At 69.6% G+C, this 14211-nt stretch carries 17 protein-coding genes; 11 read left to right on the plus strand and 6 right to left on the minus strand.

From position 1 onward, the window contains the following. Nucleotides 1–82: 82 nt before the first annotated feature. The 4 genes from galT (at nt 83) to ACH4S9_RS09285 (ending at nt 4524) form a co-directional block, all read left to right on the plus strand. Nucleotides 83–1126, plus strand: a complete 1044-nt coding sequence (gene galT / locus ACH4S9_RS09270) for a galactose-1-phosphate uridylyltransferase (RefSeq protein WP_385348716.1) — start codon at nt 83–85, stop codon at nt 1124–1126. Then, nucleotides 1123–2097 carry a UDP-glucose 4-epimerase GalE gene (galE, locus tag ACH4S9_RS09275; protein WP_311726343.1) on the plus strand — a complete coding sequence of 325 codons (975 nt, stop codon included), beginning with the start codon at nt 1123–1125 and terminating at the stop codon, nt 2095–2097. Before galT ends, galE begins: the two co-directional genes overlap by 4 nt. A gap of 15 nt (nt 2098–2112) precedes the next feature. Further along, a complete protein-coding gene (gene galK, locus ACH4S9_RS09280) occupies nt 2113–3312 on the plus strand; it encodes a galactokinase (protein WP_398370879.1) in 1200 nt (399 codons plus the stop codon). 339 nt (nt 3313–3651) lie between these two features. Next, the gene (locus ACH4S9_RS09285; RefSeq protein WP_385348722.1) at nt 3652–4524 is read left to right on the plus strand and encodes a LuxR C-terminal-related transcriptional regulator; all 873 of its coding nucleotides are present in this window, start codon (nt 3652–3654) and stop codon (nt 4522–4524) included. Here ACH4S9_RS09285 and ACH4S9_RS09290 read toward each other — a convergent pair. After that, the gene (locus tag ACH4S9_RS09290) at nt 4483–4980 is read right to left on the minus strand and encodes a MarR family transcriptional regulator (protein WP_311726340.1); all 498 of its coding nucleotides are present in this window, start codon (nt 4978–4980) and stop codon (nt 4483–4485) included. The genes ACH4S9_RS09285 and ACH4S9_RS09290 overlap by 42 nt on opposite strands. Nucleotides 4981–5105: 125 nt before the next feature. Between ACH4S9_RS09290 and ACH4S9_RS09295 the strand changes: the two genes are divergently transcribed. Both ACH4S9_RS09295 and ACH4S9_RS09300 read left to right on the plus strand, forming a co-directional pair. Then, on the plus strand, nt 5106–5927 hold the full coding sequence (locus ACH4S9_RS09295; RefSeq protein ID WP_398370882.1) for a trans-aconitate 2-methyltransferase: 822 nt from the start codon (nt 5106–5108) through the stop codon (nt 5925–5927). Next, nucleotides 5924–6274: a glyoxalase gene (locus ACH4S9_RS09300; protein WP_311726338.1), complete on the plus strand. Its 351-nt coding sequence runs from the start codon at nt 5924–5926 to the stop codon at nt 6272–6274. Before ACH4S9_RS09295 ends, ACH4S9_RS09300 begins: the two co-directional genes overlap by 4 nt. A 76-nt stretch (nt 6275–6350) precedes the next feature. Here ACH4S9_RS09300 and ACH4S9_RS09305 read toward each other — a convergent pair whose 3' ends face one another. Further along, nucleotides 6351–6866 carry an ATP-binding protein gene (locus ACH4S9_RS09305; RefSeq protein ID WP_311726336.1) on the minus strand — a complete coding sequence of 172 codons (516 nt, stop codon included), beginning with the start codon at nt 6864–6866 and terminating at the stop codon, nt 6351–6353. Beyond that, on the minus strand, nt 6841–7356 hold the full coding sequence (locus ACH4S9_RS09310; RefSeq protein ID WP_398370884.1) for a hypothetical protein: 516 nt from the start codon (nt 7354–7356) through the stop codon (nt 6841–6843). The genes ACH4S9_RS09305 and ACH4S9_RS09310 overlap by 26 nt, the downstream gene beginning before the upstream one ends. 216 nt (nt 7357–7572) lie before the next feature. Here ACH4S9_RS09310 and ACH4S9_RS09315 point away from each other — a divergent pair, with 216 nt between their 5' ends. The 5 genes from ACH4S9_RS09315 (at nt 7573) to ACH4S9_RS09335 (ending at nt 11934) form a co-directional block, all read left to right on the plus strand. Continuing rightward, nucleotides 7573–8445 (plus strand): helix-turn-helix transcriptional regulator, encoded by an 873-nt coding sequence (locus ACH4S9_RS09315; RefSeq protein WP_311726334.1) that lies wholly within the window; start codon nt 7573–7575, stop codon nt 8443–8445. Then, entirely contained in the window at nt 8442–8654 is a 213-nt protein-coding gene (locus ACH4S9_RS09320) for a DUF397 domain-containing protein (RefSeq protein ID WP_311726333.1), read from the plus strand. The genes ACH4S9_RS09315 and ACH4S9_RS09320 overlap by 4 nt, the downstream gene beginning before the upstream one ends. Before the next feature lie 117 nt (nt 8655–8771). Further along, on the plus strand, nt 8772–10160 hold the full coding sequence (locus ACH4S9_RS09325) for an AAA family ATPase (RefSeq protein WP_385348734.1): 1389 nt from the start codon (nt 8772–8774) through the stop codon (nt 10158–10160). After that, nucleotides 10157–10909 (plus strand): hypothetical protein, encoded by a 753-nt coding sequence (locus ACH4S9_RS09330; RefSeq protein WP_311726331.1) that lies wholly within the window; start codon nt 10157–10159, stop codon nt 10907–10909. The genes ACH4S9_RS09325 and ACH4S9_RS09330 overlap by 4 nt, the downstream gene beginning before the upstream one ends. A 134-nt stretch (nt 10910–11043) precedes the next feature. After that, nucleotides 11044–11934 (plus strand): hypothetical protein, encoded by an 891-nt coding sequence (locus tag ACH4S9_RS09335; RefSeq protein WP_311726330.1) that lies wholly within the window; start codon nt 11044–11046, stop codon nt 11932–11934. Nucleotide 11935: 1 nt separating this feature from the next. On the opposite strand, the gene ACH4S9_RS09340 is transcribed toward ACH4S9_RS09335, so the two are convergent. The 3 genes from ACH4S9_RS09340 to ACH4S9_RS09350 all read right to left on the minus strand — a co-directional run bounded on the left by ACH4S9_RS09340 (nt 11936) and on the right by ACH4S9_RS09350 (nt 14156). After that, nucleotides 11936–12397 (minus strand): hypothetical protein, encoded by a 462-nt coding sequence (locus ACH4S9_RS09340; protein ID WP_311726329.1) that lies wholly within the window; start codon nt 12395–12397, stop codon nt 11936–11938. An 80-nt stretch (nt 12398–12477) separates the two neighbouring features. Further along, on the minus strand, nt 12478–13176 hold the full coding sequence (locus ACH4S9_RS09345) for a TetR/AcrR family transcriptional regulator (RefSeq protein ID WP_311726498.1): 699 nt from the start codon (nt 13174–13176) through the stop codon (nt 12478–12480). Next, nucleotides 13176–14156 (minus strand): acyl-CoA desaturase, encoded by a 981-nt coding sequence (locus ACH4S9_RS09350; protein ID WP_385348729.1) that lies wholly within the window; start codon nt 14154–14156, stop codon nt 13176–13178. The genes ACH4S9_RS09345 and ACH4S9_RS09350 overlap by 1 nt, the downstream gene beginning before the upstream one ends. Between the last annotated feature and the right edge of the window lie 55 nt (nt 14157–14211).

Below are 14211 nucleotides of genomic sequence, written 5' to 3' on the forward strand. Positions count from 1 at the left end.
GCTGTTGAGTTGTGGTTCATTGTGTTTGGTTGTGTTGAATGCAGTCGTCGAATGACAACTGGCAGTGACAGGAGTTGGCGGAGTGAAGAAGACGGCGACGCGGCTCGCGGACGGACGCGAGCTGATCTACTACGACGCGCACGACGACGCGGTGCGCGACGCCGTCGACCCGCGCCCCCTGGACCCCATCGCCACCAGCTCCGAGATCCGCCACGACCGCCTGCTCGGCGACCGGGTCGCGGTCGCCTCGCACCGCCAGGGCCGCACCTACCACCCTCCGGCCGACGAGTGCCCGCTGTGCCCCTCCCGAGAGGGTCGGCACAGCGAGATCCCCGCCGCCGACTACGACGTGGTGGTCTTCGAGAACCGCTTCCCCTCGCTGGCCGGGGACTCGGGCCGCTGCGAGGTCGTCTGCTTCACCTCCGACCACGACGCGTCCTTCGCCGACCTCACCCCCGAGCAGGCCGCCCTGGTACTGGAGGCCTGGACCGACCGGACGGCCGAGCTGGCCGGGCTGCCCTCCGTCGAGCAGGTCTTCTGCTTCGAGAACCGGGGCAAGGAGATCGGCGTCACCCTCGGCCATCCGCACGGGCAGATCTACGGGTATCCCTTCGTCACGCCCCGTACGCAGCTGATGCTGCGCTCGCTCGCCGAGCACCGGGAGCGCACCGGCCGGAACCTCGTCGACGACGTGGTCGCCGACGAGGTGGCCGACGGGCGGCGCATCGTGCTGGAGGGCGAGCACTGGATCGCGTTCGTGCCGTACGCGGCGCACTGGCCGTACGAGGTGCACCTGTACCCCAAGCGGCGCGTCCCCGACCTCCGCGACCTCGATGAAGGCGCGCGCACAGAGTTTCCACAGATGTATCTGGAACTCTTGAAGCGCTTCGACCGGATTTTCGGTGAGGGAGAGCCGCCGACGCCGTACATCGCCGCCTGGCACCAGGCGCCGTTCAGCGTGGCGGACCGCGGTGAGTTCGCACTTCACCTCGAGCTTTTCACCATCCGCCGCACTTCCGGCAAGCTGAAGTTTCTCGCGGGTTCCGAATCCGGCATGAATGTGTTCATCAACGATGTGCCGCCGGAGGCCGCGGCCGAGCGACTGCGAGAGGTAGCGAGCGAGTGAGCAATGCGCAGCAGAAGAAGTACCTGGTCACCGGCGGTGCCGGCTATGTCGGCAGCGTGGTTGCGGCGCATCTGCTGGAGGCCGGTCACCGGGTGACTGTCCTGGACGACCTGTCCACCGGGCACCGCGTGGGGGTGCCGGAGGGCGCGGAGTTCATCGAGGGGCGCATCCAGGACGCGGCCAAGTGGCTCGACCCCTCCTACGACGGCGTGCTGCACTTCGCGGCCTTCTCGCAGGTCGGCGAGTCCGTCGTGAACCCGGAGAAGTACTGGGTCAACAACGTCGGCGGGACCACCGAGCTGCTCGCGGCGATGCGCGAGGCCGGCGTGCGCAAGCTCGTCTTCTCCTCCACGGCCGCCACCTACGGCGAGCCGGAGACGGTCCCGATCACCGAGGACGCCCCGACCTCGCCGACCAACCCGTACGGGGCCACCAAGCTCGCCGTCGACCACATGATCAGCGGGGAGTGTGCCGCGCACGGCCTGGCCGCGGTGAGCCTGCGGTACTTCAACGTCGCGGGCGCCTACGGGGCCAACGGCGAGCGGCACGACCCCGAGTCGCACCTCATCCCGCTCGTCCTCCAGGTTGCCCAGGGGCGCCGCGAGGCGATCTCCGTCTACGGCGACGACTACCCCACCCCCGACGGCACCTGCGTGCGCGACTACATCCACGTCGCCGACCTGGCCGAGGCCCATCTGCTGGCCCTGGGCGCCGCCGCCGAGGGCGAGCATCTGATCTGCAACCTCGGCAACGGCAACGGCTTCTCGGTCCGCGAGGTCATCGAGACCGTCCGCCAGGTCACCGGGCACCCGATCCCCGAGGTGACCGCCCCGCGCCGGGGCGGCGACCCGGCGGTCCTGGTGGCCTCGGCCGAGCGGGCCAAGGAGCGTCTCGGCTGGTCGCCGAGGAGCGCCGACCTGGCGGGAATCGTCGCGGACGCCTGGCGGTTCGCACAGCACATCGCACAGTAGAAGGAGAGCTGGCAAGTGAACGACAGCGTGAGCGGCCCGGACCGCGCGGTGGAGGGTTTCCGCAAGGTGTTCGGGGTCGAGCCCGAGGGCGTCTGGGCGGCCCCGGGCCGGGTCAATCTGATCGGTGAACACACCGACTACAACGACGGCTTCGTCATGCCGCTCGCGCTGCCGCACACCTGTCTGGCCGCCGCCCGCGCGCGCACCGACGGGGTGCTGCGGCTGCATTCCGGGGACGCGCCCGGCGGCGTCGTCGAGCTGCGCGTGGACGACCTCGCGCCGGTCGCCGACGACGCGGGCGGCGACCGCGGCGGCTGGGCGGCCTACCCGGCGGGCGTGGTGTGGGCGCTGCGCGACGCGGGGGTGCTGTCGGGGGACGGGGCCGGCGGGGCGGATCTGCACTACACCAGCACGGTGCCGACCGGCGCGGGCCTGTCCTCGTCGGCGGCGCTCGAGGTGGTGACGGCCACCGCGCTGAACGAGCTGTACGGGCTGGGTCTCGAGCCGATGCGCATCGCCCAGCTGTGCCAGCGCGCGGAGAACGTCTTCGTGGGCGTGCCCTGCGGGATCATGGACCAGACCGCGTCCGCCTGCTGCGCCGAGGGGCACGCGCTGTTCCTGGACACCCGTGAGATGGCGCTGCGCCAGGTGCCGTTCGACCTGGCGGCCGAGGGGCTGCGGCTGCTGGTCGTGGACACCCAGGTCAAGCACGAGTTGGGCGACGGCGCGTACGCCAACCGGCGCGCCTCCTGCGAGGCGGGCGCGCGGGCGCTCGGGGTGAACGCCCTGCGCGATGTGGCGTACGAACACCTGGATGAGGCCCTCGGCACCCTCGCGGGCGACGAGATTCTGGTCAAGCGGGTGCGCCATGTGGTGACCGAGAACCACCGGGTGGAGGAGGTCATCGAGCGCCTGGACGCGGGCGCCACCCGGTCCATCGGCCCGGTCCTGACCGACGGACACGCCTCCTGCCGCGACGACTTCGAGATCTCCTGCGCGGAGCTCGACCTGGTCGTGGAGACGGCGAACGCGGCGGGCGCGCTCGGGGCCCGGATGACCGGCGGCGGCTTCGGCGGATCGGCGATCGTGCTGGTGGAGGAGGCGGACGCGGAGTCCGTGGGCAAGGCGGTGACCGAGGCGTTCGCGGCGGCCGGGTACCGGGCCCCGCGGATCTTCCCGGCGGTGCCGAGCGCGGGGGCTCGGCGTCTGGCCTAACTGCCGTACCAAATGGGTCGGTTGATCGCTCCGCCGATCAAATCCCGTACCGTTTCGTTGACTTACTCCTCACAACGGAACACGATCCTCACAGGAGCAGGTCAACGTCGGTGCGCCGACGGTCAGTTTTGCCGAAAATCACCCCCGGTGTCGGACTCGGGCCGTACGCTGAGCACAGCGTCGGTGGGGGCCGACGTGTATCAGGGGGCGAGACAGGCAGGTACGACGCCCGGGGTGGGGTAGTGATCAGCACGGCGGCGGCCGTGCGGTTGCGGCGACCCCGCACCGGGCGCCGTACCCGCACTGGGTTTTTCCGTATCCGGAGTCGTGGGGGGTTCCGTGGCACGTATTCGGGTTCTTGTGGTCGATGACCATCGCATCTTCGCCGAGTCGCTGGCGGCCGCCCTCGCGGCCGAGCAGGACGTGGAGGTCGCGGCGGCCGGGAGCGGTCCAGCGGCGCTGCGCTGCCTGGAGCGCGGGGCGTCGGAGGGGCGCCGCTTCGATGTGATGCTGGTCGACGCGGATCTGGGCAGAGGGGCGGGAGGTGCCGTCGGCATTCCGCCGCAGCCCCTGCCCTCGCCCGCCGAGTCGCTGATGGGCGGTGGGGCCGTCGGCGCCGTCGGGGCCGTCGGGTCCGTCAACGGCGGTGGCGCGAACGGCCGGGCGGTGCCCGCCCGGCTGGCGCCCGGCCGGGCGGCGGACGGCATCTCGCTGGTCGGCGGGGTCCGCTCGGCGCAGCCGGGCGTGCGCACCGTGGTGCTGGCCGAGCGGGACGACCCGCGCCGCGCGGCGGCGGCCCTTCAGGCCGGGGCGTGCGGCTGGGTCGCCAAGGACTGCTCGCTCTCCCGGCTGCTCGCGGTTATCCGTGGCGTGCTGCGCGACGAGACACATCTGCCGCCCGCCCTGCTCACCGGCGTGCTGCGGGAGCTGACGGCCGCCCGTAAGCACCGCACCGAGAGCGAGCGGCTGGTGGAGTCGCTGACCCCGCGCGAGCGCGAGGTGCTGCGCTGCATGGTGGCCGGCCTGGGCCGCAAGGCGGTCGCCGAGCGGCTGTATCTCTCCCCGCACACGGTCCGCACGCATATGCAGAACGTGCTGGGCAAGCTCGGCGTGCACTCCACCCTGGCGGCCGTGGCCCTGGCCCGCCGCGCCGGGGTCGGCCCGGTCGACCTAACCGGGGAGATTGTCGAACGGGGCGGTCAGCTGGCGTAGCAGCGCGGCCAGTTCGGCCCGCTGCGCCTGGGACAGCTCGGCGAGGATGGCGTGCTCCTGGTCGAGCAGTCCGGCGAGCGCCTGGTCGGCGCGGTCGCGCCCTTCGACGGTCAGCCGCACCAGCACCCCGCGCCGGTCGCTGGGGTCGGGCAGCCGCTCGACGAGGCCCTTCTTCGCCAGCCGGTCGATCCGGTTGGTCATCGTGCCCGAGGTGACCAGGGTCTGGGTGAGCAGCTGCCCCGGCGAGAGCTGATACGGCGTCCCGGCCCGGCGCAGCGACGTCAGCACGTCGAACTCCCAGGGCTCCAGATTGTGCTCGGCGAAGGCGATCCGCCGCGCCCGGTCGAGGTGGCGGGCCAGCCTGCTGACGCGGCTGAGCACTTCCAGCGGCTCCACGTCGAGGTCGGGGCGCTCCCGGCGCCACGCCGCGACCAGCCGATCGACCTCGTCCTCCATGGAGATCAGTGTAGTAGGTCTGTCGACATGAAGTCTCTTGACATCAAGATACCTCCTGGAGCACGGTAGGCCCGGACAGCGTGGATCGCACCGCGCACCATGTGCACCTGTCAGGGAGCTTCGTCATGCAGTCTTCACCCACCTGGGATCCGGGCCAGTACCTCCGCCATGCCGGCCATCGCACTCGCCCCTTCCTCGACCTCCTGGCCCGCGTGCCCGACCTCCCCACCGCCCCCGGCCGCCCGCCCCGCATCGCCGACCTCGGCTGCGGCGCCGGCAATGTCACCGTCCTGCTCTTCGACCGCTGGTCCGACGCCCATGTCACCGGCTTCGACAACTCCCCGGAGATGCTGGAGGCGGCCCGCGCCCACCAGGCCCCCGCCGAGGGCGGCGGCCTGCTCGACTTCCGCCCCGCCGACGCCGGGCGCTGGGTGCCCGAGGAGACCTTCGACCTGATCGTCTCCAACGCGCTGCTCCAGTGGGTCCCCGGCCACCCCGAGTCCTTCCCGGCCTGGATCTCCGCCCTCCGCCCCGGCGGCACCTTCGCCTTCCAGGTCCCGGGCAACTTCACCGCGCCCAGCCACACCCTGCTGGCCGGCCTGTGCGAGTCCCCCCGCTGGCGAGACCGCCTCTCCGCCCACGGCAGCCGCCCCGCCCCGGTCCTCGACCCGGCCGCCTACCTGGAGCGGCTGGCCGCCCTCGGCTGCGAGGTCGACGCCTGGGAGACCACCTACATCCAGATGCTGACCGGCCCCGACCCGGTGCTCGACTGGGTCAAGGGCACCGCCCTGCGCCCCGTCCTCACCGCCCTCCAGGACGACCCGACGGCCCGCGACGCCTTCCTGGCCGAATACGCCGAACTCCTCCGCAAGGTCTACCCGCCCGGCCCGCACGGCACGGCCTTCCCCTTCCGCCGCATCTTCGTCGTCGCCCGGAAGGCGGAATGAGGCTCGCCGCGATCGACCATGTGCAGCTGGCCGCCCCGCCAGGCGCCGAGGGCGCGCTCCGCACGTATTACGGCGAAGCGCTCGGCATGACCGAGATCCCCAAGCCCCCCGTCCTGGCGGCGCGCGGCGGTCTGTGGTTCCGATGCGGCCCGGTTCAGCTCCACCTCGGCGTCGAGGAGGACTTCCGGCCGTCGAAGAAGGCCCACCCGGGCATCCGGGTAACGGGTATCGATGCCCTCGCGGCGCGGCTGGCGGAGGGAGGCGTCGAGGTCGTCTGGGACGAGAACCTGCCGGGTCACCGCCGCTTTTACTCCCACGACCCGGTCGACGACCGCGGCTCGCCGTAGCGGCTGACTTTGCGGTGAGTATCGGACAGCGACACGCCGTGGTGTCGGCGTGTCGCTGTCCGATACTCACCACAACTCAGGAAGTCACCGGCAGTGCGGCTTGGCTGACGCCACCTCGGTCCGTTCCAGCGGTGGCGTGCGCCAGAGGACGCGTTCCGCCGACCTTTGCCCACACGGTCAGCCCCTGCGGGGTGCGGCATTGCCCCCAGTGTTCGGCCACTGCGGCAACGATCAGCAGGCCCCGGCCATGCTCGCTGTCCTGGCCCGGACAGCACCCGGCTGCGGTCCCGTCTACGCCTTCGTCGGTCACGGCAATGACGGTCGACTGTCCCGCCAGGGCAAGCGTGACTGTGATGGTGCTGCTTTTCGTATGCTCCAGCGCGTTGGCGGCGAGCTCGCCCACCACCGCCTCCAGCGCTTCGGTGACCTCCACCAGCAGGCCCCAGACGTGAGCCGTTCCCCGCACGTGCCGACGGGCCACACCGGCGGACGCCAGATCGCGGCCCGGCAGCGTCAGCAGGCTCAGCCCATCCGGGCTGGTGCCTCCGAGGGCGGTGCTGATCGCCTCAAGAGACGCGACGTACTGGTCCACGACCGACCTCCTGAGTGGGGCGGTCCGCGAGCCACGCTCGGGCAAAACGCGCGAGGGTCGCGGCGACCGCCTCGCACAGCTCATCGTCGTCAGTGGTCAGCACGTCGGCCGCGTTCGGCTCCACGATCCAACGACGGCCGCAGGCGGCGCGTACGCCGGTGCGCAGGTTCGCGCCGGGCGATGGCCAGCGCATCATGCCGGAGGCGACGCAGCGAGTCCCGGTCAGCGGTGGCCAGCTTGCGGAGCAGCCTGGCGGCGCGAGGAATTCGACCGTTGCCCGCGGTGGCACTTCCAGGACGAGGCCGATGGGCGTGCCCCGGGCCCGTAGCTGGTGCAGGACTGCCGTCCCGATCGTCCGGGTTACGCGGGCCACGTCCCACGTCGGGCCGATTGGTACCTCGGCTGCTCGTCCGGCCTGCCAAGCCCACTGGATATCGGCGAGCCGGGCTCCGGTGGTGACGGCCAATTCGGCGGGGGTGTGCGGTGTCATGGCGGCTCCTCAGCAGTTCGACACGTGCCTGCGACGCCTAACGAGAAGCTAGTCATTGGATTCCAATAACTGGCCTCATCTTCAGTAGAGTTCATCAATGTGGGTGACTGGCCGCCTGGATCGTCAACCTGACGTCGGCTGCGGCCATACGATCGGCGACGCGTTCAACGGACAGCCGACGGCGACTCTCGGCTGACTCGAAGGAGGAAGCTGGGGATGACTGCCACGATGACGGGGCCGGCTGGGCGCATGCAGATCGCCCGGGGCTTGATCTCCTTGCGGGAGCGTTGCGGCCTGACACAAACTCAGGTCGCGGAGCGCGCGGGCGTGAGCAAAGCGACGGTGAGTCGGTACGAAGCTTGGCAGGACCGTGCCCGCATTCGCTGGGCCACGGTCAAGGCACTGGCCGATGCCTGCGATGCGTCGGCAGAGGAGCGGGACGCGCTGGTGAAGGTGGCCAGGTCCCAATCCGAAGGATGGTGGGTCGGCAACAGCGCGGTGCCGGAGTGGATGGATCCCCTGGTCTCCTTCGAGCAAGAGGCCGCGTACGAGCACGTGTACGCGAACAACGTCGTCCCCGGCCTCCTTCAGACTCGCGCTTACGCCACCGCGATCCACAATGCGACCGAATTGCGAACGCCCAATGAGAAGGTCGAGCGCTTGGTTGATGCCCGCATGCAGCGTCAGGGCATCCTCGACCGGGACAGCGCCCTGCATTTGTGGGTGATCCTGGACGAAGCCGTACTCCGGCGCATCGTGGGTGACGACAGGGTGATGGCTGAGCAGTTGGACCACCTCTACGAGACGGCGCATCGGCCCAACATCGACATTCAGCTTCTCCCGTTCACTGCCGGAGCCCACGCCGCAGGGTCCGGCCACTTCGTCATCCTTGGCCGGGACGACGCACGCAACCCCCTCAACTCCATGGCAGTCGTCTACATCGAGATGCGCCGCCGTGGCCTGTACCTCGATGACGCCGAAGAAGTCGGTGCTTATAAGTTGACCTTCGATTACCTTCGTTCTCAGGCGGCCGACACCTCGGCCTCGCTGCGGCGGTTGGCAAAAACCCGACAGGAGCTGACCTCATGACCGACCGAATATCGCCCGCGACCGTCTGGTTCAAGAGCACTTACAGCGGTCCAGAAGGCAACGAGTGCGTTGAGGTGGCAGACCTCCGCGCCCACGTCGGGGTTCGTGACTCCAAGAACACGGACGGTCCCGTGCTGGCCTTCTCCGCCGATGCCTTCGCGTCGTTCCTCGCCGAGGTCAAAGCGGGCCGGTGGGACCTTCCCACCTGAACGGCCAGCCCCACACGCGGGTGCTTCCGGTCGGCTGAGGTTTTCCACAATCCGTACATTGCTGATGCGACAGCGTGTATACATCCTGTAGCAGCGAGAAAGGGTGAGTCGGTGTACGTGGCGGGGTTACGGCTCGACGGTGTCCGTGGGTTCCACGGGCCGCGCACCGTGGATCTCGACTTCACCCGGCCCGACGGCGGCTACGCCGGGTGGACGGTGCTGGCCGGGCGCAATGGCTCGGGCAAGACCACGTTACTGCGTGCCATCGCGCTGTGCCTCGCGGGAAACCGGCGGGCCGCCCAGTTGGATGCGGAGCTGGAGGGCTGGTTGTCGGACGGCCGGGAGCATGCCTCGCTCACGGCGGTACTGATGGCCGACCGCACAGAAGATCCAGGGGGCGGCAAGGCGATGGGGCACGGGTCTCGGACCTCTGAATTCCAGGTTCGGCTCCAGTGGAAGCCCGAGGACGCGCTGTTTCCGGAATCGGGCGATGTCATGCCCACTGAGGTGAAGTTCAGCGGGAGTCGGCAGGCCGGCTCACTGTGGTCTTCGTCGCCGATGGGCTGGTTCCACGCCGGGTACGGCCCGTTCCGCAGGTTGTCCGGGGCCGGGATGTACCACGAGCGCCAATCCCGTGCCGCCCAGCGCGGCGCCGCGAGCCGCGCTGCCGCGCTGCGCACCCTCTTCCAAGAGGGGGCCGCGTTGACCGAGGCTGTCGACTGGCTGGTCTCCGCGCATCTCTACCGCATGGAGGGGCGCGCCGGAGCCCAGGAACTTCTGGACACCGTATTCGCACTGCTCAACGATGATCTCCTGCCCGATGGCTACCGCATCGTTGATGTCGATTCCGATGGGCCATGGCTTCGCCGGGATGACGGTGCGAGCGTGAAATTTCCACTGCACCAAATGAGTGATGGGTTTCGCACCGTAATCGCACTGGTCCTCGACATCGTCTGGCGGATGCATTCCGCATATGGACACCTGGATCTCAAGTGGCGTGGCGGCGAGCAGGGCCCCGAGCCGTATCTGCCCCATTCGGGCGTGGTCCTCATCGACGAGATCGACGCACACCTCCACGTCTCCTGGCAGCGGCGCATCGGGGAGTGGCTCAAGGCGCATTTTCCGGCCATCCAGTTCATCGTGACGACGCACAGCCCCTACATCTGCCAGGCCGCTGACGAGCGCGGTCTGATCAGGCTGCCGGGACCGGATGAGCCAAGGCCACCGGAGGTCGTATCCGAGGCATTGTGGAAGCGCATCGTTTACGGCACAGGTGACGACGCGGCGCTTTCGGACCTGTTCGGCCTTGACACCCCGTATTCGGATGAGGCCCAGGAGCTGCGACGGGAACTGGTGGCGCTGGAGGCTCGTGTGGTCACGGGCCACGCCACACATGAAGAGGAAGCCCGCCACGGAGCGCTGAGGGAGAAGCTGAAGAGCTCGCCACGCACCAGGGTCTCGGAGGTGGAGGCCCGCTTAAGGCGTCTCGGGGCCTTTGACGAATGATCCGGATACAGCGCATCGAGCTGCCGCGACAGCTGGCGGCTCACGCGGCGGAACTGACCGAACGAGTGACGAAGGCCGGCCCGGAGGAGCGGTATGACATCGCGCGCGGGCTGTGGAGCCACACCACCCATCGACGCAGGCTCGTCACCCCGCTGCGCGAGTTATTGGGCCAGATGGCGCATGGCAACCGCTGTTGCATGTACTGCTGTGACGACCTCAGCACGGACGTCGACCACTTCGAGCCGTTGGCGATCAACCCCCTGCGGACCTTCGATTGGTTGAACCACCTCCTCGCCTGTACGGCATGCAACAGCCACCACAAGGGGGATCGCTTTCCCCTGGACAGTCTGGGTGAGCCGCTGCTCATCGATCCCACTCGGGAAGATCCTTTCGAGCATCTGTACCTGGGTCTGGCGAACGGCGAGTACACCGGGCTGACGGACAAGGGACGGACGACGCTGGAGGTGTGCGGGCTGAACAGGGACGACCTGCCCAACGCCCGATGTGGTGCACGGGATGTAGTGAGCATGTGCCTGGATACCTGGCAGCGCGGCTGGGAGCAGGCGAACGAAGGCAAGATGACAGTGGCCGTCCGCACCATCCGTGAACAGCCCTTCGCCGATGTTGCCCAGTTCATGCTTCGCCAGGCGGTGTTACCGAAGGCCAGGACGGTCTTCGCCTTTGAGGTCGGGGACGAGACGCTGGAGCGATTACAACGCCCGGAGCTGCGCGCGGCCCTGCTTGCCTGACACCGGCACAGTCGGTCAAGGTCACATGCCAGGCACGCTTTGCCGCAGCGTTCCCCTTGGGCCGTGCGTCATGAGACCGTGGATGTGCTGAACAACACAGGGTGGGCCAAGGCTTATGTTCTCGGGGGAGAGCCATGGACAGCGCGTCGGGCGGGGCTGGTTCGGGTACGAACGGGGGCAGCAGCGAGGAGCAGCGGCAGCGCGGCGTGTGGATTCTGGTCGCCGCCGCCCTCGCCTTCGCGGTCCTGGTGCTTCCGCAGGTCGTCGAGGACGACGACAAGACCTCTTTCGCGGGCGCCCTCCCGTCCAGCGGCTCCTCGCGCCTGCCGTCGCTGCCCAGTGGGATACCCAGCGGTGTGCCCAGTGGTCTGCCGAGCGGCCTGCCCACCTCATCGCCGCCCAGCTATGGCTCCGGAGGCGGCGGGCAGCAGACGGGCGGCGGCAGTGGCGGCGGCAGCGGGGGAGGGGGCGGGTCGGTGCGGACGCAGCAGCCCGCCGCGCCCACCCCGGCGCCGGACCCCACCGCGGAGGCGTTCCGGGCGGTGAGCCCCGGTGACTGTCTCGCCGTCTACGACACCGGCCGCGGCGACTACAACACCGGGATTCCCTACCGGGTCGGGTGCGGCGCGGGCAACGCCTATATGTGGGTGACCGGGGTCCGCTCCAGCAGCAGCGGCTGCACCCAGGGGTCGGGCCGCGGCTATATGTCGTACACCTCGCGGGGGCAGACCATCGCCCTGTGCCTGACCCGTCAGTTCAAGGTGGGCTACTGCCTGTTGGCGAAGCAGTCGGGCAGCGGGCAGTCGACGCAGATGCGGGCCGGGCTGATGACCGCGGTGGACTGTGACGCGAAGCGGGTCCCCTCCCGGTACAACCAGGTCCTGCACATCACCGGCGTCTACAAGGCCCCGGCGACCCGCTCCGCGTACGACTGCGCCCGGGTCCAGGGCGACCGTACGTACTACTGGTCGTGGCTGGTCAACGGCGGCCGGACGCTGCTGTGCACCATGGTGTACCGGGGCTGACTCAGAGCGTCGCCACGCTCACCACGCCCGCGCTCACCGCGAGCAGCAGGATGAGCCCGCCGCCGCCCGGGGCGGCGAGGTACGGCAGGAGGGCCACCGTGGCCAGCAGACAGTACGCGGCGGTCACCCAGGACAGCACCTGCTGGGCCTCTTCCGGGCCGTGCCGGTTGAGCCGCACCGCCAGCGCCATGAAGACGGCCGCCCACAGGGCGGCGCGCGGCTGACCGAAGGAGAGATTGTCGTAGAGATCCACGGCGGGCTTGTACCAGTCCGTCTCGGACAGCTCGGCCGCGAACTGGATCATGTCTTTCAGATACGAGCCCGAAGCGAGCGAGGTCGCGTCCTTCAGATCGGCCCGCACCCACTCCGAGATCACCAGCACCATCAGGCCCAGCGCATGACAGAAGCCCGGCCCCGCCCCGACCGTCTTCTTACGCGCCTCGGACCGTTCCCCCGTGGACATATGCAGCCCCCTCCCCCGTAGCTCACATCATCCACCGGGGGGAGGGGCGCGGACCAGCCCTCAGCCGGTGAGGAAGTCGGTCAGGACTTGCGGTGACCGATCAGCCGGGGCTTGGGCTCCAGCCCGTCCAGGCCGTGCCAGGCCAGATTCACCAGATGGGCCGCCACCTCGGCCTTCTTCGGCCGGCGCGCGTCCAGCCACCACTGGCCGGTGAGCGCGACCATGCCCACCAGCGCCTGGGCGTAGAGCGGGGCGAGCTTCGGGTCGAAGCCGCGGGCCTTGAACTCCAGGCCCAGGATGTCCTCGACCTGGGTGGCGATATCGCTGATCAGTGAGGAGAAGGTGCCCGTCGACTGGGCGACGGGGGAGTCGCGCACCAGGATGCGGAAGCCGTCGGTGTAGGTGTCGATGTAGTCGAGCAGGGCGAAGGCCGCCTGTTCCAGCAGCTCGCGGGGGTGGCCCGCGGTCAGCGCCCCGGTCACCATGTCCAGCAGCCGGCGCATCTCGCGGTCCACCACGACCGCGTACAGCCCCTCCTTGCCGCCGAAGTGCTCGTAGACCACCGGCTTGGAGACCCCGGCCTTGGCCGCGATCTCCTCCACCGACGTGGCTTCGAAGCCGCGCTCGGCGAAGAGCGTGCGACCGATGTCCAGCAGCTGCTCCCGGCGCTCCTTGCCGGTCATCCGCACCCGGCGGGTGCGCCGGGATCCGGATCCGGAGGCGCGGGCCGCCCGGTCCTTGTTACCGCTGGTATTACTGTCGGTCGCCACGCCCCCCATCATGCCGCTTCGGCGGTTTCCTCTTTACGGCGGGCGTCGATACGGGCCTCATTGGGCCAGCGCACGTCATAGGCCCAGCCGGCCTTCTCGAACCAGCGGATGATCCGGGCGCTGGAGTCCAGCTGGCCCTTCATCACGCCATGGCGGGCGGAGGTCGGGTCGGCGTGGTGCAGATTGTGCCAGGACTCGCCGCACGAGAGCACCGCCAGCCACCACACGTTGCCGGACCGGTCGCGCGACTTGAAGGGCCGCTTGCCGACCGCGTGGCAGATCGAGTTGATCGACCAGGTGACATGGTGCAGCAGCGCCACCCGGACGAGCGACCCCCAGAAGAACGCGGTCGCCGCGCCCTGCCATGACCAGGTCGCCAGCCCGCCGATCAGCGCGGGCAGCAGCAGCGAGACCAGCGTCCAGACCACGAACTGCCGGGAGACGCGGCGGATCGCGTCGTCCTTGATCAGGTCGGGCGCGTACTTGTGCTGCGGGGTCTGCTCCTCGTCGAACATCCAGCCGATGTGCGCCCACCACAGGCCCTTCATCAGCGCCGGGACGCTCTCCCCGTACCGCCAGGGGGAGTGCGGGTCGCCCTCGGCGTCGGAGAACTTGTGGTGCTTGCGGTGGTCGGCCACCCAGCGCACCAGCGGCCCCTCCACCGCCAGCGACCCGGCGATCGCCAGCGCGATCCGCAGCGGCCGCTTGGCCTTGAAGGAGCCGTGGGTGAAGTAGCGGTGGAAGCCGATGGTGATGCCGTGGCAGCCGATGTAGTAGAAGGCGACCATCAGGGCCAGATCGAGCCAGCTGACTCCCCATCCCCAGGCCAGCGGGATGGCCGCGGCCAGGGCGAGGAAGGGGACGGTGATGAACAGCAGCAGGGTGATCTGTTCGATGGAGCGCTTGCTGTCCCCGCCGAGCGTGGCGGAGGGAAGTGGGTGCTCCTGGGCCTTCGGCGCGTCTTGGATCACGTCGGGGCTTGCAGTCATGGGATCCCTCGTGGGGCTCGGGGGTACGGCTACGGGACCGTAACCTACGGCGACG

The organism is Streptomyces sp. NPDC021225 (genome assembly GCF_044332865.1).
Taxonomy (GTDB): Bacteria; Actinomycetota; Actinomycetes; order Streptomycetales; family Streptomycetaceae; genus Streptomyces.